The organism is Ardenticatenales bacterium (assembly GCA_020634515.1).
Taxonomy (GTDB): Bacteria; Chloroflexota; Anaerolineae; order Promineifilales; family Promineifilaceae; genus JAGVTM01.
This window is the reverse complement of the sequence record JACKBL010000001.1, coordinates 553,886-578,698: the sequence shown is the minus strand read 5'-3', so window position 1 is coordinate 578,698 and position 24,813 is coordinate 553,886. Positions and strand designations below refer to the sequence as shown.

Sequence of the window (24,813 nt, the reverse complement as noted above, 5' to 3'; positions counted from 1 at the left end):
GTCAAAAAACTCAAAACCGAAGTGCGGCTCCTTATACGATACGCACGCTGGCAACCTGTCTCGTGATCGAACGAGAGACCGCTCTATTTCAGACTTTAGCATCTCATCATTCCAGCCATTTGCGACCAGATGAAAGCCGCCGTGTGCGGCACGCGTCCTTTGCGGACCATACAATGCTACGATAAATGAGGCCAAAAACCGGGTTTTTACACATGAACCACTCTGGTAATTTTGGCCGGGCACTCGAAAAACCCGGTTTTTTCAGTGAACTCAATAATGTTGTTGTTAATCCGTCGGCTAACGTCTGTCAATTTTGGTCCCCTTCATGTTATGATATTATAGTAGGAAAGGTTCCTCAGGCATCGTGGTCAGGACGCGATGCGTACCTTCCGAAATATAGGCATAGACAGGCAGGCAATCCCCCGTTTCGGTCCGCTTGAGCGCATCCGTTATTTCCAATCTTAAAGACGGATGTGCCCATGGCAAATATGGCTCTTACAGATTTCACGGGTCCTGCCCCACATATGGTTTGGAGTCGCGGCTTTAGCCGGTTCTTGCGCACATATTCCGGTTAAAGCCTCCACTCCCCGGGAATTCCTGGCTTACGCCTCCACTCCCCGCGAATTCCTGAAGAACCGCAAATATCTCAATCCCCCTGTTTTCCATAAACTTCGATAATTTATCAGCCCGTCTAGCAATCCGTATCCAGCCGAGGAGAAGAGGATCTCACTTATGGCCTAACGTGGAAACTAAGAGTTTCAATTTATATTATTAGATAATAACCTTACCGGACACTGACGTTTTTGGCGTGGAGGCTTCAGCCGGGCCACATATGGCGTTTGATCCGGCTAAAGTTGTGACGCCGGCCACCATATGTGGATTTCGCCAGACGCCAGTAACCATCAAACTGACGATGAAATAAAGTACGGAATTGCATCGTCAGTCTGAAGTAACGGTAACGAAACACCTTCGTTGTCTTATTCGATTTCCGCCCCTTAGTAACCGTCCGAAAACAACTTCACACTTTTTACGAACGGTTACTGACAAGCTGTCCGCACATTTCCGCTAAATTAATTGCGGACAGCCACTTAGTGATAATCCGAATTCAAATCATTTGGAGATTGGGCCAATTTCGCCAGAGAAACTTGGTCCAATCTGGCCTAGTAGTTACTCATTTGGCATCAAGACAGCTTTCGGGAAGGTGGTCGTGAATAGTCCGTCAGACAACCCTTTTCCCACAGGTTGAGAACAACGCCAATGAACTTTTCGTCGTTAACGCGGCTAAAGCAAGCAGCCAGGTGACGATTGAGTACCAACAAAACCAAACAGATCGCTTCCCCGATTTTTGCCACCACGATGCACATTCGCTGACTCCCTGTGGCGCTTTTCCGCGGCAAAGTCACTCTTCTTGTCGGCGGAAACCCCTCTTTTCATAACAATCGCCGGTTTATCCCATTGTAGTCCCCAGAATGGGAATACGGTTGTTGTGTGCCCTGTAACCGAAAACCCCAAACGTCGAACCAAAATCAAGGTACGCACGACTGTTCGCTCAACGGGAGGAAATCATGCTATCCAATAGGTCTGGACTTTCGATTGGCAAGACCATTGTCTTCTGTCTTGTTGTTTTGAGCGCGATTGTTGCGTTCGCGTCCACGCTGCTATCACCTGTGCCTGGTGCCACGGCGACTGTCCTGAGCGACACGTATGTGCGCACCAGTCTGGTCCAGATCACCAATGACGGTGGTCGATTAGACTGGTCACCTGACGGCGCCACCATTTACTTCGACCGGCGCGGCGCGGATGAACTGTACGATGTGTGGTCCATGAACCCGGACGGCTCAAATGAGGTGTGCATCACCTGTGACCGCCTGGAACTGCCCAACAATCATCAAGGTAACCCGGAGATAGACCCCGGCGGGCGCTATCTGGTGTTCCAGGTCGAGAAAGCAGAACATGCCGGCACTATCGGCGGCGTGAACAGCGAACCCGGCATAGCCCGCTACAATGACTTGTGGATATGGGATAAGCAAGAAGACACCTTTTACCCGCTGACCGACGTGCATCCTGAGTTGACGTCAGGCTCTCTCCACCCCCATTTCAGCAATGATGGCACGCAGTTGTTCTGGAGCAATCTCGAAGGAGCCGTCCCGGACGGAGACCCCTACCACGTCTACGGCGATATAGGGCTGGCCGTCGCCGATTTCGTCGCCTCGCCCGCACCCCACCTGGAAAACGTAACCTACTACAACCCGGGCGAAAATCCAGTCTACTTAGAAACACATGGCTTTGGTCCTGACGACAACTGGCTCTACTTCTCTTGCACCCCGCACGACAACATGGAAGACGTCAGCGCCGACATCTGCCGCATGGACTTCTCCAATCCCACGGAGATCACCTCCCTCACCCATACCTCTGGCCTGAATGGCGAATTTGCCGCATGGGACGAGCATGCCCACCTCTCCCCGCTTAACGACGCCTATGTCTGGGCTTCATCCCAACCGTACGACGTGCCCGAAAACAATATGCCGGCAATTAACGAGACTCTCAGGCTCGACCTATGGCTCATGGGCACGGATGGCAACAACCAACAGCGCCTCACCTATTTCAACGAGCCTGGTCATCCGGAATATACGGGGTACCGCGCCATAGTTTCCGACAATGATTGGAATCCCGATGGTTCACAAGTGATCATCTACGTCCAATTCCCGGATAACGTTATGAGAAACCATATCTGGCTTCTCTCGCTTGAGCCACCCGCGGGCACGCCTACGCCCACGCCCACGCCGACCGAGATCATCGGCACCCCTACGCCAACTATCACGCCACCTCCAACAGTTACACCGACACCGACCCCTGTCAATGCGCCCGTCGTCAACCTGCTTAGCCCGCTTGATGGGGCTGAACTGACGACCCGTCATGTCACTGCTACATTCACGACCAGTAACCACGACATCGGCGCGTATGGCGAGTCACACATTCATTTCTATCTGGACGACTATCCCGAACCCTTGATGTTCTTCAACGGGAATGATCCTGCCCAGTTTGGGCAACAAACTGTCCAGGTCAACTTTCAGCCGACGGCCCTGGCGACCTGGATCAGCAGCGACACCCTACGCTTCAACAATCTGACCAATGGCCTGCACACCCTGACTGCGCGGCTTGTAGATGCCCAGGGCAATGTAGAAGATAACCCGGGGGCTTCGCAGACCATCACATTCACCGTCAATGTTCCCCCGGATGATCTGGCGATGCCCGCTGCCCTGATTCTGGTAAAAGAGGAACCGAATCCCAATGATGGCATGGGCGCTGTTTTTGACAGCCAGCCGGATGTCGTTGGCGACCTGTATCTGCTCAGTCCCGTTGCTCCCGATGGCGTCCTCACCCCGCTGACCAATGTAGCCGCTGTTGGCGGTGGCGTGACAGATCCCGAACTCTCCTGGGATGGCCAGCGCGTGCTTTTTTCCATGCGCCAAAACGCTGACGACACCTGGCATATTTGGGAAATGAACCTTGACGGCAGTGGTCTGCAGCAAATCACCTTTGACCCACCCTTTAGACACATCAATGATCAGGACCCGGAGTACCTTCCTGACGGGCGAATCATTTTCGCCAGTGACCGTCGGCAAATATTCCAGTCGCGCCCTTTTGCGGGGGTGATCACAACCCAGCTCTACACCGCCAATGCCGATGGCACGGATCTGCGCATGGTGGAGCCTAACCCCAGCTCCAATATCAACCCGCAGGTATTCCCCGATGGACGGATTTCCTTCGATCGCTGGGACTATCTCACTTCGCTGCGCTCCCGGTATACGGTGTGGGACATGAATCAGGATGGCTCCAGCGGATTTGTTTCCTACGGCGGCTTTTCTCCGCCCTTCTACCCCCCCACGGAGAACGCTATTGGCATTGAGCGACGGTCTCTGGCAGATGGACAGATGGTTGGCATTTTTACCACCCGCGAACAACTGCCAGGCCGGATGGGCATCTTTGACAATCGCGGTGGAGACGTGGCGGACCTGCCGGGACCCCTCTATGTTGGGCCGGAGGGCCTTTATCGCACGCCGAATACGTTGACGAGCAATGAACTGGTTTTCAGCTACTCCGCCATCACGGATACGTTAGAGGCGCAATTTGGCCTGTATTCCATGTCCTGGAGTGGCGAGCAGGTGCTGGTTGATGACCCGACTGTTTCGACTGCGCACGGTCCGGGCACGAACTACTTCTTCCGTGTCTATAACATTCAGTTGGCTGAACCGGGTCGCATCTATATTGAGGTCACCGGCAGCGCCGACCACAATAACGACGATGAAGATGACGATCTGTGGGTCATGATTGATGGTGATGAGTATCTCGCTCGCTTGACTCAGAGACTCGATGGCGAAAAGATTCACAGCCTGACGCACACTTTCCGCGTTGATGTAGACCTGAATGCCGGCATACACGAAATCAAAATCGCCGTTGATCGCACCCCCACCCTGGAGCAAGTCCGAATCGTACACACCATCCAGGCCGGGGAACCCGTCCTCTTGTACGACGATCCGGCGACCAACGAAATATCCCCCATCCCCGTGCGCTCCCGTATTTTGCCTCCCACGCAGCCGGAAAACATCAATCCCGAGCGCAATTGGGGCACCTTCGTCGTGCGCGACACCAGTCTACGCGGCGACGCCAGCCAGCCCGACGATCAGTCCCCCGAAGGCGATCCCAACTACCCCTACCATTTGGACCCGACGCAACTGGCCGGGCTGCGCGTCTACCAGAGCATAAACAGACACGATCTTGACGAAGACATCCTGGCCGGCGTCTCCTTGTTTGAAGCGGTGCGCGTGATCGGCGTAGCGCCCTCCAATGAAACGGGCACAACCATCTTCACCACGTTCGCTAATCACACAACCGCCTGGGACCTGATCGGCCACAACGGAGCCGCCATTGTCCACGAACGTGTATGGAACTCCGTGCAACCAGGAGAAGTACGTTCCTGTACCGGTTGCCACGAAGGTCCGTTCCCCTACACGCCCCGCGAGATTGGCCCCCTCCCGGAGGCAACGGACCTGCGCGCCCGTGGCGAAGTCTACACCTTTGTAGACCATGCCCTCCCCATCCTGCAAAATCGCTGCCAGACGTGTCACCTGGGCGATAATCCGGGAGGCGGCTTAAACCTGCGCGGTGATCGGAACACCTTTGATGCCCTGGTTACTCCCGTCCCTGAGCGTTTGCCAGAGGCCTATATGCAAAATGGCGACGCGCGCGGAAGTTTCTTTTTTCAATTACTCACCGGCGACGCCCACGGCGACGAGATACATCAGGCGCGTATCGACGCAATCAATAGCAGCGTGGACCACACAGCCCTCCTAACCCCTGAAGAATACTTCAAGCTGGCTACCTGGATTGACACCGGCGGCGGCTTCGCCTATCTCATTGCCGGCGAAGCAACCACCGTTCCCCAGGTGATCGGTGTCCTCCCGCCCCCTGACGGCAACAACATTCCCCAAAACAGCGGCATTGTCGTCCGTTTTAATGCCCCCATTGATCGCGCCACGGTCGACCAGGACACTTTCACCCTGATAGCCGATGGCGCGCAAACGCCCGTCGCCGGTGACTGGGCGTGGGGCGGCAACCGCGAACTGCTATTCCGGCCCATCGCTCCCTTGCCTCAGGGCCAGTACGAACTCACCCTCGGCGGTGGTATTTTGGACATCAAAGCGGACACCGTGGGACAGCCGATCACCACCACGTTCAGCATCAGCTTCACCGTCGCCGCGGAACAGGATGTCGCCCCGCCGCAGATCGTCCAACTCCTGCCGGATGGCAGCCTCACGACGCCTATCAGTCCCGTTGTCGCCCGCTTCAGCGAGGCTATCAACCCCGGCAGCATCACCGAACACACCCTGTGGGTCAAGTCAGCGCAAGGATACGACGTAGATGGGCGTGTTGGCGTCAGTAGCGACGGGCGGGAGGCCGCTTTCGTCCCCTGGCAACCTTTTGCCGCCGGTGAGTCTTACACGCTCTATGTCAGTGGCGATGTGCGCGATCTTGCCGGCAATGCCTTAGGCGCACCCGGCAGCGTCATCTCCCACACGTTCACTATCCAGATGGCACCCAATCCGCAACACCATAGCCTGATTGTCGCGGCGGATGCCGGCATTGACGCAGAAGCCCTCACGTTCAATACCAACGGCGACCGTGTCCTCGTTGCCAACCAGTATGATGACGCCGTGACCCTCTTCGACAGCACAACCTGGGAAGCGCTCAGGACCTACGACCTGAGCGTGGGCGCCGGCCCACTGGACGTCGCCTTCTCACCCGATGGCGACCTGGCCTACGTCCTCAACTACCTGGGCAACAACGTTCAGGTATTGCGGTTAGCAGACGGCGCAACACTCACCACTTTTGATGGGATGGGAGAACCCTACCGCCTCGCTATCAACCAGGCGGGTACAACCCTTTACGTCACCGACATTGGCGACCCACCCGCCGTACATCAACTGGACGTGGACCCCAACAGCCCCGGCTTTGGCCAGATTACCCGCTCCCTGTCTCTGACCGAAATTCCACACGACATCGTCATCAATCCTGATGACAGTCTGCTCTACATCACTTCCAACGAGAGCCTCATCACCCTTGATGCCGATCTATGGGTGCGAACAAAGACCATACCGACCACCTACGGATCCGTGAAGAATGTGACGCTCTCTCCCGACGGGCGTCAGGCCATCATACCCGACACAGACCGGCGGATTCTGCAGGTCTTTGACCTGATTGTAGGCCGACACGTTATCGATCTTCCCTGGGAGGCCGTACCGGAATATGTCGTCTATAGTCCCGACGGGCAATTCATCTACGTCACCGAACAGACCACCAACGTCATCGCCATCTTGGATGCGGCCACCTTGCAGATCGTTGACCATCTACCCATCTCGGTTGCCGCAGACGGAAATATCGCCGCCCTGGCCTTTGGCGCCGATGGACACACGGTTGTTGCCCTGGAGAACAACGTAACCAGCAAATTGTGGGTCTTCTACCGGGCCGATCAAAACGACGTCACGCCCCCGATGGTTACGCAGACATGGCCGGGTGATGGGCAAACGGGAATTCCCGTATTTGGTCCGGTACACATTGACCTGTCGGAAGCCGTTGACAACCTCAGCGCCAATGAGCAGACGGTTTTCCTGACGGATGGCAGCGGCGTCGTGAGCAGTACCGTGAGCGTGGATGCCGGCAATCAATCCCTCTGGCTGCACCCCCTTCAATGGCTGACGCCGGGCATCACCTACACGCTGCACATCAGCACCGGGCTGCGCGACCTGGCGGGCAACCCACTGGCGGCGGAAGTCACCAGCGCATTCACCGCCGCCGCCACGCCGACGCCGGCCCGCCTCGGTTTGTGGGTGACGCCTGCCGCCGGCAACAACTTGCGCGGCGTGGCCGTCACCCCGGATGGCGGTCGGGTGCTGGTCACCACCTATGGGGGGACACTCCGCTTCTTTGACGTAGACAACTGGGATAGCCGCTGGCTGGACCTGGGAGGCAGTGCCGGCCACATCACCATCAATCCGGCGGGCACGCTGGCCTACGTCCTGCGCCCGACCCAAAACGACGTGGTGGTGATAGACCTGGCTGCGGAGACGCCCATCGACATGGATGGTCAGACCGGCGGGCTGCAAGGCATCCCCGTGGGCGCGTCTCCCTTCCGCTCTCTGCTCCATCCCAGTCAACCCCTGCTCTATGTGGTCAACGAAGACAGTGGGGATGTCTCCCTCATCGACACGTTGACGCGGCAGGAAATTGCGCGCTGGCCGGTCAACGGCGTGGCCGCGGAAGACAACAATGCCCACGGCATCGCCCTCAGCGCCGATGAGGGACAGTTGTACGTCACCTATGACAGCACGCTGGCCGTCCTGGACGCCGGCGACGGCCACCTGGTGAAGCAGTTGGACGGCTTCTCCGCTTTTTCGCTGCGGGACGTGGTCGTTCCGGGGGATGGCAACCAGGTGTGGGTGGCGTCCGCCACGACCAACGAATTGATCGCCATCGACATGCGTACAGACACGGTCGTGGCCCGCATCCCCACGGGTGAAATGCCCACCTGGTTGGCGCTCAGCCTCGATGGCGAAACGCTCTATGCCATCAACAAGAACGATGGCGGGGTGTCCCTGTACCACTGGCGCACGGGTACGCTGTTAAGCCGGTATGACAACGCCGGCGCCGCCAACGGCCTGGCCTTGAGTCCCGATGGAGAATGGGTTTACGTGACAAACGAGGGAGCCGGGGAGGTTTTGGTCTACAAACATGTCAATGTGTCAGACGCGACCGGACCACAAGTGCTTGCGCTGCAGCCCCATGACGGGCAGGTTGACGTGCCGCCCTACGACGACGTGCGTATTGACCTGTCGGAAGCGGTGGGCATCTTGAGCGCCAATGAGCAAACGGTTTTCCTGACGGATGGCAGCGGCGTCGTGAGCAGTACCGTGAGCGTGAATGCCGGCAATCAATCCCTCTGGCTGCACCCCCTTCAATGGCTGACGCCGGGCATCACCTACACGCTGCACATCAGCACCGGGCTGCGCGACCTGGCGGGCAACCCGCTGGCGGCGGAAGTCACCAGCGCGTTCACCACCGCCGCCACGCCGACGCCGGCCCGCCTCGGTTTGTGGGCGACGCCCGCTGCCGGCAACAACTTGCGCGGCGTGGCCGTCACCCCGGACGGCAGCCGGGTGCTGGCGACCAACTATGGGGGAACGCTCCGCTTCTTTGACGTAGACAGCTGGGATAGCCGTTGGCTGGACCTGGAAGGCAGCGCCGGCCACATCACCATCAATCCGGCGGGCACGCTGGCCTACGTCCTGCGCCCGACCCAGAACGACGTGGTGGTGATAGACCTGGCTGCGGAGACGCCCATCGACATGGACGGTCAGACCGGCGGGCTGCAAGGCATCCCCGTGGGCGCGTCTCCCTTCAGTTCGCTCCACCATCCCGACCAGCCCTTCCTCTACGTGGTCAACCAGGAGAGTAGAAATGTCTCCCTCATCGACACGTTGACGCAGCAGGAAATCGCACGCTGGCCGGTCAACGGTGGGGCGGAAGATGGCCACGCGCACGCCGCCGCCCTCAGCCCTGATGGGCAATACCTGTATGTGACTTACGATGGCGGCCTGTCTATCCTGGATGCGGCGAATGGAGAAATGGTAAAAGCGTTTGATGATCTCCCCGGCTGGGGTTTCTCTGGCATTGTTGTCGCGGACAATGGGGATCGGGTATGGTTCGCTTCCCCGGCCACCAATCAGTTGCTCATGCTTGACACACGTATTGACGCCGTGACAGCCCAAGTATCGGTAGGCAACATCCCGACCTGGCTGGCTCTCAGCGCCGATGGAGAAACGATCGTCGTCAGCAATCAGGGCGGCGGCGTTTCCCTGGTACACTGGCGTACGGGCACACTCGTCAGCCAGTATGATTTCTCAGGTCCGGCGTATGGACTGACACTCAGCCCGGATGGGCAGCGAATTTACGTGGCTAATGACGGGGCGGATGCCGTCATGGTGTACCAGTATGGTGAACTGTCGGACGTGACGCCCCCGCAAGTGATCCAGGTGCGACCCGGTGATGGAGAAAACGACGTGCCATTGTACACGTCGGTGATCGTTAGCCTGTCGGAAGCCGTTGACAGGTTGACTGTAGATGAGCGGACGGTGTGGCTGAGTGCGGGAGACAGTGTGGTCAACGGCACGTTGAGTATAGGGCTTGAGAATGATTTGGTCTGGTTCCGGCCGGATGTCTCTCTAAACCCAGGTGTGACGTACACGTTGCATATAAGTTCTGGGGTGCGGGATTTTGCCGGCAATGCACTGGGCGAGGAAGTGGCGACTTCGTTTACGACGGCCACGCCACTGGATCCCGTGACGTTGGTTTCCCGCCCGCAAGCGTTTTCCAGTTACAGCCCCATGGCGCTGGCCATGTCGCCAGATAACGCGCTACTGGCCGTATCTAATCGCTGGCAAGACAAGGTGACGCTGCTTAACCCGACGACAATGTGGCCGACGGCGCCTCTTATTCCCACCGGCGATGAGCCAAAAGGGCTGGTGTTTAGCAACGATGGCAGTTTGCTTTATATCGCGCACGACGGCACTGATTCGCTGGTGGTGCTTGATGTCGCTACGCGGCAGGTGCAGCAGACGTTTACGGGGTTGGTGGATGCGGAAATGGTCGTTTTAAGCCCGGATGGGACGATGGCGTATGTAACCGGGTATACGGGTGGTGGGGTTGATCTGATCGATCTGAGCAGCGGGCAGGTGATCCCGCAGTGGCACGTCCTGGACAGGCCGGGTCAGCCGGTTTTTGCGCCAGATGGGACGTTGTATGTGCCGGCATTTAACCGCCTCTGGCGCTACAATGACGATGGCACCTGGACGGACCTGTACATGGGGGGCTACTACACGCTGGATATTGCCATCAGCCCAGATGGTCGCTATGCGTTCCTCAGCCAGCCATCGATGGATCGCCTGCAAATCATCGACCTGTACCTGTGGCAGGTGGTAGCATCGCTCTCCGTACCGGACGATCCGCGTCAGATGGCATTGTCATCCGATGGCCGGGTGCTGGTTATGGTCAGCACCGGGGCCGGCGCCATCCAGGTCGTGGACATCCTCACCCTGACCACCTTGAACACGACATTTATGCCGGGCAGCTCCCCCCTCTCTTTGGCCTGGGACGAAGCGGATGACTGGCTCTTTGTAGGGAACCTCAGTGGCTTCCAGGTAAGCAGCTTTGACTTCGTCTACCCGTAGGGTATCAACGAACGCGCGTTTAGTATGTGCTGAACGTCACATGAAGGACTACAAAAGTCTTTGCCGGGCGTATGGATGTCGATGCTGGACTGAGACTTTTGTAGTCTACTGGAGTCTGGCGAAATCCACATAGGGTGGCCGGAGTCGCGGCTTTAGCCGGGTCCAATGCCATATGGGGGCCGGCTGAAGCCGCCACGCCAAAAACGCCAGTGTCTAGAGTCTATTTTCAGGGTAACGGCTTTGGACCAATTTTCTCTACCGTCCGAAGATAACTTCACACTTTTTACGGACGGTTACTGACTGAGGAAAACGGCTTCGCATTCGGCGGCGGGACGTTTGACCCGGCAAACTTGTACCGCCCAGCGCACCTGATGGGAGAGACAGACGGTGCGTTCCTTGCTATTTTTGCCCGTCACCCGTAGGCGCGGCGGCAATCCATCCAGATACAAATCGCGCGGATGCAAGGGGGCGACTTCGGCTCGAAAAACACAGGGTGGGCGACTGGCGGCGATCCCGAGGCGACTCTATAATTGCCACTTATGGGAAAGCGATTGGACGGTCTGATCATCAAGGCACAAAGCGGCTTCTTCACCGTGCGCACCGCCGCGGGAGATTACGTTTGTCAGCTTCCGGGACGACTGAAAAAAGAGCGGCTGGAAAGCGACCTGGCGGCGGCGGGGGACCACGTTACCATTTCCATCCTTACCGAAGACACGGGCATGGTTGAAACCATCGCCCCGCGCCAGCGCGTCCTCTCCCGCGCCCGTCCCAGCGGACGCAACACGCGGGACACCCTCAGCGACCGCGAACAAGTCCTCGTCGCCAACCCCGACCAGGTCGTGCTGGTCTTCTCTGTGCGCCAGCCTGCTCCCAGCCTGCGCAAACTGGATCGCTTCCTCGTCGTCGCCGAACGAAACGACCTGCCGGCCATCGTCTGCGTCACCAAAACGGACCTGGTCCCCCTCGCCGAGGCGGCAAAACTGTTTCAACTGTATGCGGACATTGGTTACCGGGTTCTCTACACCAGCGCTCATACTGGCTTGGGATTGGATGAACTGCGCCGGGTGCTTGCCGGCAAAATCTCCGTCCTCACCGGCTCATCTGGCGTGGGAAAAACCAGCCTGCTCAACGCCTTGCAACCCGGCCTCGGCCTGCAAGTGCGCGCCGTAAGCCAGGCCACGGAAAAAGGATTGCATACCACTCGCTACGTGGAATTGCTCCCCTTCGCCGGCGGCTACGTGGCGGACACGCCCGGCATCCGCAGCCTGGCTCTCTACGACATAGAAGCAGATGAACTGGACGCCTATTTCCGCGAGATCGCCCCTTTGGTAGCCGCCTGCCAGTTCAGCGACTGCACCCACGCCCACGAACCCGGCTGCGCCGTGCGCCAGGCCGTAGCCGATGGTCGCGTCTCCCCCGCTCGCTACGATAGCTACCTGCGCTTGCGCGAAGAACAAGAAATGCTTGACCAGGCCGCATATGGGTTGTTATAGTATTGTTGTTTATTGTTCGGCGTCTTTTCTTTTTGGCCGCGGAGGGAAGCAACATTTAATTGGCGAATTCGTGAATTGTCGAATGGCTAGCGCGAAAAGCATTCAGCAGTTCCACAATTAATGATGCCCTTCTTCTCCACCTGACTGAAACACACGTGATCGGTCTATGACTGGAGATTCTTCATGAGACGGATGGGACTATCGTTGCTGGGGTTGCTACTCTTGGTAGCCTGTGGTCAGGCAGCACCGCCGCCAGACGCAAGCATTGCCGCGCCCCCCGCGATTTCGCCGGAATTTACCGCATTTTATGCGGATTATGGGGGACTGCGCACATTTGGCTACCCGCTGACCGGCACGTTTGTAGACCCGGACAGCGGCCGCGTGGTGCAATATTTTCAGAACCTGCGCCTGGAGTTGGCTTCCGGCGATGGGCAGGTTGAGGTGACGCCATTGGGCAGTTGGGCGCTGAGGGAGTTGGGGACGCAGGATGATGGCGCGGATGCCCCTGCCGCGCCCTTCCGTGATTTCTACGAACAGTATGGGGGGGCTACGTTGTTTGGCGCGCCGCTGTCCACCCAGCGCGAAGAGGGAGGGCGCTGGGTACAGTATTTCCGCAACGCGCGCCTGGAGTGGCATCCTGAGGAACCGCCTGACCTGAATGTGCAGGTGGCGCAACTGGGGCAGGTTCACTTCCTGCGTTCGGGAGCCGTCTACACTTACTATCAACAACGGCGTATCCAGGATTTCATCCCAGATGATCTTGCCGGCATTCAAGAAGTCACCCTATCCACCTCCATCCGCTACCCGATCCTGTTCGCCGGAGACGAGCAGCATCTCATCGTCACCGTGCGCACCCCGGACGGGTACGCGGTTCCTGACGCGCTCCTGCGCGTGACCATTCGCTACGAGGATGGAAGCACGCACATAGTGACCATGCCGCCCGCGGACCGTGCCGGCATTTCCGAGACAACTGTGCTGCTGGACGATTGGCAACCGGGACGTACCGTACACCTGCAAGTCCAGGCAGAGTCAGTCACAGGCCGCGTCCTGGGGAAACACGGGCTGAGCTTCAAAACCTGGTGGTAAGGAACGGAAATTAAATAAGACAACGAAGTCGTTCCCTTACCGTTCCTGCAAACGGACGATGCCATTCCATACTTCATTTCATCGTCCGTCCTAATTCGGAACGGTCTGCGCCGGCAGGCTACTGAAATATCAGTACCACCGGCTGCGGCACAAGAACCGTCATCACCCGTTCCGGCAACATGAAGGGAACATCGTAGATCAACTGCCCATTCGCCTGATCCGTAAACATCTTGAAGCCACCATACTCAAAACCCGGCTCACTCGCATACTGTAAATAGTTTCGAATCTTTGGGCCGGGGGGGCCATAGCCATCACCATCAATCACCAACTCCACATGCGGATAGTTGATGATGTCTTGCTTGTTGGTGAACATACTATCCTTGAACTGATGCACAATCAGCACACGGTTCACACCCATTTCCAGCGCGATTTTTTCCATTTCCGCCTGCAACTGATTAATGTCCGCCGCATCCAGCGTACCCAACTGAATGCCCGGCTCCTGCTCATCATTCATGGCAAATTCGGGGTCCACCGCCAGATGTACATGCGGATAATAGAGAAACTCACGCACCCGCTCGAATTCATCCATGAGGTTGGCGCGGCCAATCTGCAGGTCAAGAACAACGGCGGCGTTGTTACGCTCCGCCGTAACCAGCCAATCATAAATCAGGCTTTTGTCGATCTGTCGGCTGCACAGGGGGTAGGCGGAACAAGACTTGGCGACGGTCGTAATCATGTGGAAGGTGGGGATGGAGTAACGCCCATCCGTCACCCAGGGCTGGTACTCCGCGATGACACCGCGCAGCATTCGCACCGTTTCGTTGCGGTACTGATTACCCAGGATGCCGAGGCCGCGCCCTTCCGGGCTGCCGTAGAAGGCCACAAGGCGAAACTGAGTCAGATAGGGGCTGGGGCTGCCGGGTGAAATAGCCAGGGGCGGCAAGGGAGGCAAGGGAGCCGGCGGCGTAGCGGGCGCAAAGTTCGCGGGATCCCACAACCAGGAGAGAATCGGCCAGGGTGGTGGTTCGGGAGTCGGCGTAAGCGTAATCGTGGGGGTATCGGTAGGCAGCGGTGTATTCGTCGCCGTGGCTGTGGCGGTGCCGGTGGGTGTCGGGGACGGCGTGCCCGTGGGCGTTTTGCTGGGAATCGGCGTTGGCGCGCGCGGGGAGGGGATAGACGTGGGCGTGTTGATAGGCAGGAGGGTGGGCTGTACGTCGCTGACGGCCTGAGGAGTGGGGGTGACAATGGGCGCGGGCGGATTCGCAGGGGTACGCGCACAGGCAGCCGCTACGATTAGCAGGAAGAAAACAGACAAATAATGGCGAATTTGGGTAAATGTGCTAATGATGCACCCCTTTTGCGGTGAAGCGGTATGTGTGTTGGCGGATTTGGAAAGGAGCAATCCGCCACGAAAAGTGTCCCCTCGGGAAGAGCGGGATTGATGACGGCCCTAAATCCAATGTCCGGCGCGAATGCGCCGAATTTCGCGGATTTTGGTTATTGGCTGGAGTCTGGCGAAATCTACATATGGTGGCCGGAGTCGCGGCTTTGGCCGGCTCAAACCGCCATATGTGAGCCGGCTGAAGCCTCCACTCCAAAAAAGCCAGTGTCCAGTTATTGACAGAATATCGCATAGATGCCTGGCTCAATTCGTGTGATTCGCGCTATTCGCGCCCAGCAAAGTGGAATGCTGAGGATTGGCCGCAATATAAGTGAACAAACTTGACAGGTCCGCGGAGACCTGTCAGGTACGCAGTCCAGGTCATGCAATCGCCGGTCTGAGTCTCATTCAATCCGTGGCGCGCAAGCGCATCTCGCGCAGACGCCGCCGACCCGCGCGGCCCAGGCTGCGCAGCGGATGCCACGCCCACAGCAGCAGCAGGCTGGCCGGGTTTTTCACCTGATAATAATCGGCCAGGTAGGTGCGGCCAGGGAAAAGGACGCGCCAGGGACCGCGCAGTAAGTCAAGAAGTCGGTCAGTGGTCAGCAGCCGCCACACAATGCGACGCCCCCCATAGAGCGCGCGCGTGCGATTGACCACATCGCTTGGCCGCAAATAGCGGCCAAACAAGGCCCGCTTCCAGGCCGCGGGCGCGAGTTGGTGTAGCAGGGCGACGGGCATGGGCGTGCCCAACAGCGCCTCTGTGAACCATAGAGAAAAATAAGCAACCTGCACGGCATGGGTTCCCTGCGCCAGGCGCACAAAAGCAGGCCAGAAATCGGGCTGCCCCTGATAGTGACGAACGACGCGGTCAATGTCCAAGTAGTGACGCAAGCCGAGATCGTTGAAACGGTGTTGCAAGCCTGTGTGCAAGCAAAGATGCAGGAGCATGGCGGCGGGCGCAGGCTGCCAGAGATTGGCTTCCGGATCCAGGGGGATGGCCGTGGCCCAGATATGGTTCAGGTCCAGACGGGCCACCTGGCTCACCAATACCACCTGGCGCAACGGCCAATGGAATTCCAGCTCAATTTGCTGCCCCAGGACCCATTTGGTGAGGCGCAAATGCCAGCCGAATTCCTCCATTGCCGCCCGATTCTGCTCGCCAGCCTGCGCCTGCTCCTGGTGCAAGATGTAACCATCCGCTTGCAGGGCGGCCAGGGCAGCTTCCGCCTGGCGCGGCAACACGGCTACATCCAGGTCGCCCATAAAGCGCAGTGCGACGTTGTCGTACACTGTTTGCGCCAGCGCGCCTCCTTTGAGGACAAGCAGGCGAATGTCGTAGGTTTGCAGCATTTGCCCCAGGCGGCGCAGTTCCATGAGGCGCACGTGGTTAGCGGAAAGGTTTTGGTAGTAGCTGCGTTTGAGATGGTCCAGGGTGGATGGGGGAATGCCGGCATTCCCCTTCAAACGCTGATAGACCAGTGGAGCCAGGCCATCGCTGACGGCCCGCCGCACGAAAGTGTTCCAGTCAAAAGCAGCAGAAGTAGTCGGGAGCGGTTCCCCATTCCGCAGGCAGGCTACCAGGAAGCGCTGTTCCGCCAAACCCAGTGGCGGCCACTCGCGGGCCGACTTATGCACGTAATCTTTGCCCATATTTTATTGTGGGCCTGTTCGTCGTGTGTGGAAAAGGGCAACATATCGGCGGCGTGCCGACGGTTGCCCCTGGCTTCAGGATGATCGTGACGGTGCTGTGTTGCTCCACTCGTTGTAAAGCCGGACGAGATTGGCGTAATGCAAATCAGCTACGAACCCATTGAGGGGGATACGTGATTTGCCGCAGCTTTCAATGGAAATGTTCTCCAACGCGGAGGCGGGTTTGCCGGCATTTATCACCTTCATCACCTTATTCTTGATCATCTTCAAATACGCCAGGTCACTTTCAATCAGTGAACGCACCTCGCCCCGCAGAATCACCTCACCATGTCCTTGCACCACACTATCCGGCGCAAGCGACAACATCGCGTGCATGGACGCCACCAGATCATCATAGCTGCCATCAAACAACGTAGGCACAGGCATTGCCGTATCCGAGGCAAAAAGAATCCGATCATTCACCACAAACGCCCCAATCAAGTCCGCGCTGTGCCCCGGCAGATGCAGCAGTTGCACCGTCTTGCCGCCCAGGTACAAATTGAACTGGCCCTGGTCAAATACAATATCCGGCAAAACGACCTGAATACCTTCAAACTCCGCATTTTGCGCCTGCGTCTGCGCCAACCCTTCGCGCCCCTTCGTATCCAACAATTCACGGCAAAGGCGATGGCTGACAACCTGGGCGTAGGGAAAGAAAAAAGTGCCCACCGTGTGGTCGGCGTGGTAGTGCGTGTTGATGACATAACGGATTCGCTGCCCCAGGCGAACTTCCAAGAAATCGCGCATGGCTTCCGTTTCATCAGGATAGAAGAGGGTGTCAATGAGAATCACACCTTCTTTCGTGATGATAGCTCCTGCTGTTACCTGCGCGTAGCGGTGGCTGCGAAACACGTAAATATCGTCAGCAATGCGCTCACGAATCATTGATTATCCCTGATACAGTAGTTGATTGACATAGAAAAGCCCCTGATAAGGTATCAGAGGCTGTTGTACTTTCACCGCGTGCCTGGAACCAGATGCCATCTTGCGTCCTTGGCCCGTTTACCCGGTTGAACCGACTTCTACCTCAATACTCTTTCCGGCTTCGTCGTCAGCGACAGGAAAATAACCAGAGCAGGGACCCGGCGATTGTGCAAACGAAAATGTGTTTCTTGACGGTCAATTCGCGCTGGACCATGTCACGGGGGATTGTACACATCATTGCCCGCCGTGCCGTGTGAGCCTCGTGGTTTGAACCTGCTCAAAGCAGGTGGGAATCTTTTCGTGAAGAGTCTGCCTGGCCGCGGCTACTACATATCCTCAACGTATCTTCGATCCCCTTAATGAATGCGTTGGCTCAACGACTGAAGCCCATCACGCACACGGCAGGATTGAGCCGATATTAACACAGTCAAATGGCGATTGCAACTGAATGTGAGCAGGGCACGCTCTTCTATTCGCGGCGGAAAAGGCGCGTTTGCCGCGCCAAATAGCGCCCCTTTGCGGCGTTAAGGAGAGCGTCTACCAACCAGGCATTAGCGCACGGGACTGCCAACGCTGCCGTTGCACAATGCGCCCGGTTCGGGACCGCCGCCACGATACCGGTCAATAAAGGCCTTGATTCGCCTCGCGTCTACGCCATCCAGCACCAACCGCTTGCCCCAGGCGGTGAGGACGATCCGCCCTTGCAAACCGGGGTAGGGACTCATGAGGACGTAGCTCTCGCCCACAATCTGGTCTTGCAAGGCCGTGACCTGGGGCGCGGGGAGATCGGGGTTGTAGGCCAGCCAGACCGCCCCATGTTCTAGCGAATGGACGGCGTTGGCGGTATCTATGGGCGTATCATAGATGCCGCAGTTTTGCCAGGCGAAACCATGTTTGCCGCCCGCCGGCGGCAACGACTGCCCTTCGTAGCTGATGGCGCTGTCGTGTCCTCGCAGTTGCGCGCCGAGGTCCACGACGCCGGGAAGATCGGGGCGGGTGGTCTGGTAGATGGCGTAGGCGACGAGGATGATGACGAGAATGCCGGCAGGCAGCCAGACACGCAGCAATCGTCGGCGCCGCTGCCGTTGCGCTTGTTCTTGCCGCTGCCGTCGCTGGCCTGGTCGGGCGGAGGAGGGGGAGTGGGTCATGGGTTTTGAAGAATGACGAGTAACGAGTGACGAATTACGAATAATGACGGCGTCCTCCGTCTCTCGTAATCCGCTCGTAACGACTAACGCTCTCTGGAGATTGGACTAATTTCACCAGAGAAAATGGGGCCAATCTGGCTTGGCAGTTACATCCGCTCTTTCTAACTGTATCTGTTTCGGCGTGGCGCGGCAAAGGAGTTTGTTTGGTTCAGCCATTCATATTTTGCCAGGGTTCATGTGGGAGCGGGGCCTCATGAGATAGGAGGTAGGGGGGCGAGACGAACATAATGCGAAAGTTGCCAGAATAGGTTATAGTTCTGGAGTACTAGTCGCGCATCATTGACTCACTCTAAAATCCATTCGCTCACCGTTTATGTCCTGGCACAAACGCACGATCTGGCTGTTATTTGCCTTTCTCATGGCGCTGGTCCCCGCGCACAAGGCCGCAAGCGTAGCTGATGACACGCGCCAGATCATCCGCGTCAACCGCTACGAATTTGACCCGCTGCGCGATGGGGAACCGCCATTGCCGGCATTTCTCCACGCCCCCACCAACGAAAACGGACTCTACCTCACGCAATTCGTCGGCCCTATCCGCGACACCTGGCTCACCCAATTGCAGGAAAGCGGCTGGCGCGTGCTGCAATACTACCCACATTACACCTACCTGCTTTGGCAAGACGGCCGCGCCGCGCCTCTGGCCGGTCGTTTTGATTTCGTCCGCTGGCAAGGTCGCTACCATCCCGCCTACAAAATCAGTCCCGACCTGGCTCGGCCATCGGCGCTGACGGACGCGGATGGGCGCATTCGCCAGGTAGACGTGATGGTGTATGACGATGGACACCTGCCGGAGACGCTGACCGCGCTGCAAAGGTTGGGGGCGGAACTGGTGCAGGTTTTCCCGGCGCAGCCGGACCGCGCTTTCTATGATGCCATCGTCGTTATGCCGGCATCCGCCCTCTCCACCGCCGCCCGCCTGCCCGCCGTCCTCTGGCTCGGCTACGCCAGCCCGCGCCCCCAACTGGAAGACGAAGCATCCGACCAGATCGTGGCCGGCAACGTGGCCGATGGCGCGCCGTGGCCGGGCTATGGCGACTGGTTGGGAAACGTGGGGTACGATGGCGACGGCGTCACCTGGGCGGTGATTGACACAGGCGTTGATTATGACCATCCAGACTTGAGCGGGCGCATCGGCGGCGGCTACAGTTTTGCGGGGGCGTGTGACCCGCCGGGGCAACCCGGCAGTGATTGTGAGGGGGGAGGGCATGGGACGCTGATTGCCGGCATTCTCGCCGCCGACGCCACCACCCACCTCACCGACAACGACGGCTACCTCTACGGCCTGGGCATAGCGCCCGCCGCCAGCCTCTTCGCCATGAACCCCCTCTCTGGCGACAGTTGGCCCCCCGCCGGCGGCTGGCAAGAAAACAGCAAACGCGCCCTGCTCGGCGGAGCCATTGGTGGCAACAACTCCTGGACCACCGGCGAAGGACTGCACCACGGCTACCAGACCAGTGAACGCATCCACGATCTAATGGTACGGGATGGCAATTTTGACACCCTCGATGCCGCCGAACCGTTTATTGAAGTGTTTTCCGCCGGCAATTACGGCAACAACGGCGTCACCGCGCCCAAGGAAGCCAAGAACCTCATCGTCATCGGCAGCAGCGTCAGCTTTCGTGCCGGCAACATTGACGACATCTCCAACTTCAGCAGCCGTGGTCCCGCCACCGACGGGCGCATACTCCCCACCGTCGTCGCACCCGGCGACATCATCGCCTCCACCCGCGACGACAGCGGCAGCTTCTGCGACACCCCCATCCCCGGAACCAACGGCCTTTACGCCCTTTGCAGCGGCACCAGCTTCGCCGCCCCCCACGCCTCGGGGGCCATCGCCCTCCTCGCCCAATGGTGGCGCGCGCAACACGACGGAGCCACGCCCAGCCCGGCCATGAGCAAAGCCCTGCTCGTCAACAGCGCCGAAGACCTGGGCACGCCGGACATCCCCAACGCCGGCGAAGGCTGGGGACGCATCAACCTGGCCCCTCTTCTCTCCCCCACCGTACCCATCCTGACCTTCGACCAGGAAACCATCCTCGACGACAGCGGCGCGGTGTGGCAGCTCGACGTGCGCGTCGTTGATCCCACCCAGCCGCTAAAAATCACCCTCGCCTGGTCGGACGCCGCTGCCGCCCCTGGCGCAAACCCCGCCCTCGTCAACAACCTGGACCTGATCGTCCTCAGCGGCGGCATCACCTATCGCGGCAACAACTTCGCCGCCGGCTGGTCAATCAGCGATGGTCCCGCCGACACCCTCAACAATCTGGAGAACGTTTTCCTGCCCCAGCCAGGGACCACCGCCGTGATCACCGTGCGCGGCGCCAATATCGCCGGCGACGGCGTACCTTACAATGGCGACCTCACGGATCAGGATTTCGCCCTCGTTTGCACCAACTGCGCGCCGCTGCTCACCGTCACGCCCGCCCGCCTGGACGTGTGCGCCCCCGCCGTCGCCGCCTACGCCGTCGCCCTGGGGCAGGTTCCCAACTACGCCGACCCCGTGTGGCTGGAGGTGAGCGGCGCGCCCGTGGGAGCAACGGCCTCTTTGGACCAGAATCCACTGCCGCCGGGCAGCACCACCACCCTGCACGTCACGAGTACAGACCAGGCGGTCGAAGGACTGTATACGCTGACCCTCACCGCCGCCATTTCCAACACCAACCGCAGCCGCTCCGTACGCTTGGGATTGGCGCATGACGCGCCCGATCCGCCACTGCCGCTGCTGCCCGCGGACGGGCAGGGGAACGTGCCCCGCCAGCCCACCCTACGATGGACGGTGGCGGACGGGGCGGCGCTGTATGACCTGGAGATCGCCGCCGACCCCACTTTTGCTACGCCCGTGCTCACGGCCACGAACATCATCACGCCCGGTTTCACCCTGCACCGCCCCCTGGAGGCGAATACGACCTACTACTGGCGCGTGCGCGCCCACAATGCCTGCGGACTCAGCGCCACGTCGCCCCCCTTTTCCTTCCTCACCGCGCCGCTGCCCGGCCTATGCAACGCAGGCAGCATCCCGGTCAACGTCTACGAGACGGGTTTTGAGACAGACGACGCGGGCTGGACGCACAGCGGCCTCGGCGATACCTGGAGCCTGAGCGGCGACCGCGCCCATGAAGGCAGCATCAGCTTCCATGCGGAAGACGTAAATATGCTCAGCAACCAGTCGCTCGTCTCGCCGCCAATCATGCTGCCCACGGACGCCGCGCCGCTGGCCCTGCGCTTTTGGAACTACCAGGCGATTGACGACATGGCAGGGGGCTGCCGCGATGGGGCGATTTTGGAGATCGCGGCGGATGGCGGTGACTGGGCGCAATTGGAAGCAGAACTGCGCACGGATCCCTATGATGGTCCGGTCAGCGATGCCTGGAGTAATCCGTTGGCGAACAGGTTGGCCTGGTGCGGCGATCCGCAAGATTGGATGGAGTCGATTGTGTCTTTGGATGGGTACGCGGGCCAAACGGTGCGGTTCCGCTATCGCCTGGGGACGGATGTGGCCTTTGGGCGGGAGGGATGGTACGTGGACGATGTGCGGGTGCAGGCGTGCCAGCCTGCGCCATATGCAGCGGCGCTGACGGGGGATAGCGTGGTGGATACGGTGGCGAATACGGTGATCACGCACACGTTTTGGCTAAAAAACCTGGGACCGGACGACTTGTATGAGGTGGCGACGGTGGGGGGGGGGTGGCCGACGGAGGTGGTGACGCCGCTGCCGCTGTCGCTGGGGTATGGGGAGCAGGGAGAGGTGGCGGTGCGGGTGACGGTTCCCCCGATGCCGGCATTTCGCCCCCTCGCCAGCGACCTCTTCACCCTCCAGATCACCTCCCTGCACGACCCCAACCTGGTTCTTACGGCTACGGGGACGACGAATGTGTTGCAAATGCCGGCATTCCTCTGGTCCGGCGAAACCGCACAAGTCGGCGTCTACCACCATGCACTCACCTACACCCTCACCCTCACCAACGTCGGCCCCGTAACGGACACTCTATCCGTCGCCATTCAAGGGCACACCTGGGAAACAACCGCCGATCCGCCCACCATCCCCCTCACCCCCGGCGAAAGCAGCCAGGTAGCCCTCATCGTCACCGTCGGCGCGGGAGACGCGGACGACGCCCACGTCCACTTCAACTCCGCCCTGGCCCACGGCACCGTCGTCAACGTCACCCTACACTCCTCCACCCACCTCACCTACTTCGGCATCTTTCCCGGACGTTGATTTTGAAACAGCCCCCTGTCCCCACAATTGCATCTGTAGCGGAATTGTTTGAACACATTGTTCATGCGGTGATTATCAGACAGACGCCTCCCTCAGTTGTTCAACCAATAAGTGTACTGTCGTTGATGGATTATCATAGGCAGGTCTGGAATTGCCACTGTAAACGTCAAGCAATCTTCGCGCATTTTGCATAGCGACGGGCTGTCTGTCCTCAAGCAATTCATACATTCGAGGATTATTCTTTTCATATGAAAATCCCAGGCGCTTACTCAACCGTTCCCGGTATGTGCGGCGAGAAACAGCCGTGTTATGATAATCGAAGTGCAATAGATACCATAACTCAAAAGCTTCGTTCGAGTAAGCGACACAAATGTTCTTCGCGCGCGCCATTTCAATGGCGCCGTTAAAGTGGTCAACGGGAAAGTCATCCTTGTCCATTACAACCCAAACTTGATCGTAATTGCCCTGCTCTTTAAGCTTGATGGCCTCCCGAACTAAACGGATGGTGTTATCGCCCATCCCTTTCACATCGTATATTTCTCTTGGTACACGAAATCCCTCGAAATAATTAGGCTCCGTTTTGCTACCTTCACAAACAATCAGAAACGTTTTGCGCAAGTTGCGCCGGTTTTGTCGTCTTTGTAACCCGTGGCGATTGCGTCTACTCATCTCCTCCCCCAACCAGGCTTTTGATATTGCGGATATAAGGGATGGCCCCGTATTTGCCGGCAATATAATCCGCCTCAAAGGAAGCATCATTGCGTATCTTGTATTCCACCAAAGAATACAAGTCAGTTGCTCCATAGCGGTTCTTTTCGGTAAACCAGATTTGATCCCGACGAAAAAATCGGTTGTCCAGCAAATTCGCGTCATGGGTTGCAAATATCAACTGCGCATTCTTCGGATTGGTGTCATTCGAATTGAACAACCTGACGATTTCACGGGTCATCATTGGATGCAGACGGGTGTCAAGTTCATCTACAAACAAAACACGTCCGGTTTGAAGCGTGTGTAAAAGCGGCCCAGATAAAGCAAATGCCTTCTTGGTTCCTTCTGATTCATGATCATCCATATCAAATTCAACCAACGCTGTCTTTTGCCCGGATTCGGCGTACTTCTGATGCTTTGTTTTGACAATGGGGACAAACCACTCACCATTTGACAAAGCGTTTCGCAAATCATTGGGAACATTGTCAACTTGTTCTAACAACATAGAAAAAAATTTGGGATCCGAGTTACGCTTTTCTGCAAGGACATCTAAAATGCCAAAATCCATGCGTCGCATGAAATCCTGTATTTTGAGAGCAATTGGCGTTTGATTGACCATCTGATCGACTGTAAACCCCAAATAAGCACGATCATTCAGGCCGGAAATAAGACCAACTTTACGGAACCAACTCACAATTTTGCCGGCAGTTTCTCCATTCCACTGATCAACCACCGATAGAAATAAAGCATTGGACCTGGTTCTGTCCTCTAAGCCCTTACCCTCCTTAAAACCCTCTTTGATAGCAATCTTATCGTCTTCCCGCCAAAACAACTCTGTTTCGCGCTTGACGGTGCGGAATAACCACTCCGCATGAACCTTATTAACGCTAACTTCAAACCCATAACGATAGCGAATGCCATCCTGTACGAAAATCACCTCAAAAAAAGATGGGGCTTGTTCCGTTTCCGCACTCAAAAGAAATGGCTCTACTTTAATAAGGTCTTCGGAATTAGCATCAGTTGACCTAAGTACAAACCGCCTCATGAAAGAAAAGGCCCGAAACAAATTGCTTTTTCCACTTGCGTTAGCCCCATAAATCGAGGCCGATTTGAGTAGCGACACGTTGCCAACCTGGAAAACGTTTTCTGTGTCAATCTGCTTGTTTTTCGAAGTTATTCTGGCGGCGACCATGCTCAACGTCACCACATCCTTGAACGAACGATAGTTTCCCACACTGAAATTGATCAACATTTTTCAGCCTCTTACAGTGAAATGTGAAATTTTCTCGCGTAAACACGAATTAATTCGTCATTATTTGAT

11 protein-coding genes and 1 other RNA gene are annotated in these 24,813 nt (G+C 57.9%); 4 read left to right on the top strand and 8 right to left on the bottom strand.

Annotated elements, in window-relative coordinates; genetic code table 11:
- Positions 1 to 1,565 precede the first annotated feature (1,565 nt).
- On the top strand, positions 1,566 to 10,784 hold the full coding sequence (locus H6650_02175; GenBank protein MCB8950799.1) for an Ig-like domain-containing protein: 9,219 nt from the start codon (positions 1,566 to 1,568) through the stop codon (positions 10,782 to 10,784).
- 293 nt (positions 10,785 to 11,077) lie between these two features.
- Here H6650_02175 and H6650_02170 read toward each other — a convergent pair whose 3' ends face one another.
- Entirely contained in the window at positions 11,078 to 11,248 is a 171-nt protein-coding gene (locus H6650_02170; GenBank protein MCB8950798.1) for a hypothetical protein, read from the bottom strand.
- Positions 11,249 to 11,323: 75 nt separating this feature from the next.
- Here H6650_02170 and rsgA point away from each other — a divergent pair, with 75 nt between their 5' ends.
- Both rsgA and H6650_02160 read left to right on the top strand, forming a co-directional pair.
- On the top strand, positions 11,324 to 12,277 hold the full coding sequence (rsgA, locus tag H6650_02165) for a ribosome small subunit-dependent GTPase A (protein ID MCB8950797.1): 954 nt from the start codon (positions 11,324 to 11,326) through the stop codon (positions 12,275 to 12,277).
- A 183-nt stretch (positions 12,278 to 12,460) separates the two neighbouring features.
- A complete protein-coding gene (locus H6650_02160) occupies positions 12,461 to 13,363 on the top strand; it encodes a hypothetical protein (protein ID MCB8950796.1) in 903 nt (300 codons plus the stop codon).
- A 118-nt stretch (positions 13,364 to 13,481) separates the two neighbouring features.
- On the opposite strand, the gene H6650_02155 is transcribed toward H6650_02160, so the two are convergent.
- From H6650_02155 to H6650_02135, 5 genes are all read right to left on the bottom strand, one after another.
- Entirely contained in the window at positions 13,482 to 14,678 is a 1,197-nt protein-coding gene (locus H6650_02155) for a hypothetical protein (protein MCB8950795.1), read from the bottom strand.
- A 474-nt stretch (positions 14,679 to 15,152) separates the two neighbouring features.
- Positions 15,153 to 16,397 carry a nucleotidyltransferase family protein gene (locus H6650_02150; protein MCB8950794.1) on the bottom strand — a complete coding sequence of 415 codons (1,245 nt, stop codon included), beginning with the start codon at positions 16,395 to 16,397 and terminating at the stop codon, positions 15,153 to 15,155.
- Between the two features lie 75 nt (positions 16,398 to 16,472).
- Positions 16,473 to 17,321 carry an MBL fold metallo-hydrolase gene (locus H6650_02145; GenBank protein MCB8950793.1) on the bottom strand — a complete coding sequence of 283 codons (849 nt, stop codon included), beginning with the start codon at positions 17,319 to 17,321 and terminating at the stop codon, positions 16,473 to 16,475.
- A gap of 273 nt (positions 17,322 to 17,594) precedes the next feature.
- A non-coding RNA gene (gene ssrS, locus H6650_02140) (6S RNA) lies at positions 17,595 to 17,771 on the bottom strand.
- Between the two features lie 140 nt (positions 17,772 to 17,911).
- A complete protein-coding gene (locus H6650_02135; GenBank protein ID MCB8950792.1) occupies positions 17,912 to 18,508 on the bottom strand; it encodes a DUF3105 domain-containing protein in 597 nt (198 codons plus the stop codon).
- 373 nt (positions 18,509 to 18,881) lie between these two features.
- On the opposite strand from H6650_02135, the gene H6650_02130 reads away from it, so the two are divergent.
- Positions 18,882 to 22,784, top strand: a complete 3,903-nt coding sequence (locus H6650_02130) for a S8 family serine peptidase (GenBank protein ID MCB8950791.1) — start codon at positions 18,882 to 18,884, stop codon at positions 22,782 to 22,784.
- A 75-nt stretch (positions 22,785 to 22,859) separates the two neighbouring features.
- Here the strand turns inward: H6650_02130 and H6650_02125 are convergent, their stop codons facing one another.
- Together H6650_02125 and H6650_02120 are read right to left on the bottom strand one after the other, a co-directional pair.
- Entirely contained in the window at positions 22,860 to 23,453 is a 594-nt protein-coding gene (locus H6650_02125; GenBank protein MCB8950790.1) for an RloB domain-containing protein, read from the bottom strand.
- Complete coding sequence (locus H6650_02120; protein MCB8950789.1) at positions 23,446 to 24,744, bottom strand: ATP-binding protein; 1,299 nt, start codon at positions 24,742 to 24,744, stop codon at positions 23,446 to 23,448. Before H6650_02120 ends, H6650_02125 begins: the two co-directional genes overlap by 8 nt.
- Positions 24,745 to 24,813 lie beyond the last annotated feature (69 nt).

Excerpts from the sequence above, each read along its gene's own strand:
- H6650_02120 (MCB8950789.1), bottom strand. The coding sequence starts at position 24,744 with ATGTTGATCAATTTCAGTGTGGGAAACTATCGTTCGTTCAAGGATGTG.
- H6650_02160 (MCB8950796.1), top strand. The coding sequence starts at position 12,461 with ATGAGACGGATGGGACTATCGTTGCTGGGGTTGCTACTCTTGGTAGCC.
- H6650_02135 (MCB8950792.1), bottom strand. The coding sequence starts at position 18,508 with ATGACCCACTCCCCCTCCTCCGCCCGACCAGGCCAGCGACGGCAGCGG.
- H6650_02125 (MCB8950790.1), bottom strand. The coding sequence starts at position 23,453 with ATGAGTAGACGCAATCGCCACGGGTTACAAAGACGACAAAACCGGCGC.
- H6650_02150 (MCB8950794.1), bottom strand. The coding sequence starts at position 16,397 with ATGGGCAAAGATTACGTGCATAAGTCGGCCCGCGAGTGGCCGCCACTG.
- H6650_02130 (MCB8950791.1), top strand. The coding sequence starts at position 18,882 with ATGTCCTGGCACAAACGCACGATCTGGCTGTTATTTGCCTTTCTCATG.
- H6650_02175 (MCB8950799.1), top strand. The coding sequence starts at position 1,566 with ATGCTATCCAATAGGTCTGGACTTTCGATTGGCAAGACCATTGTCTTC.
- rsgA (MCB8950797.1), top strand. The coding sequence starts at position 11,324 with ATGGGAAAGCGATTGGACGGTCTGATCATCAAGGCACAAAGCGGCTTC.
- H6650_02145 (MCB8950793.1), bottom strand. The coding sequence starts at position 17,321 with ATGATTCGTGAGCGCATTGCTGACGATATTTACGTGTTTCGCAGCCAC.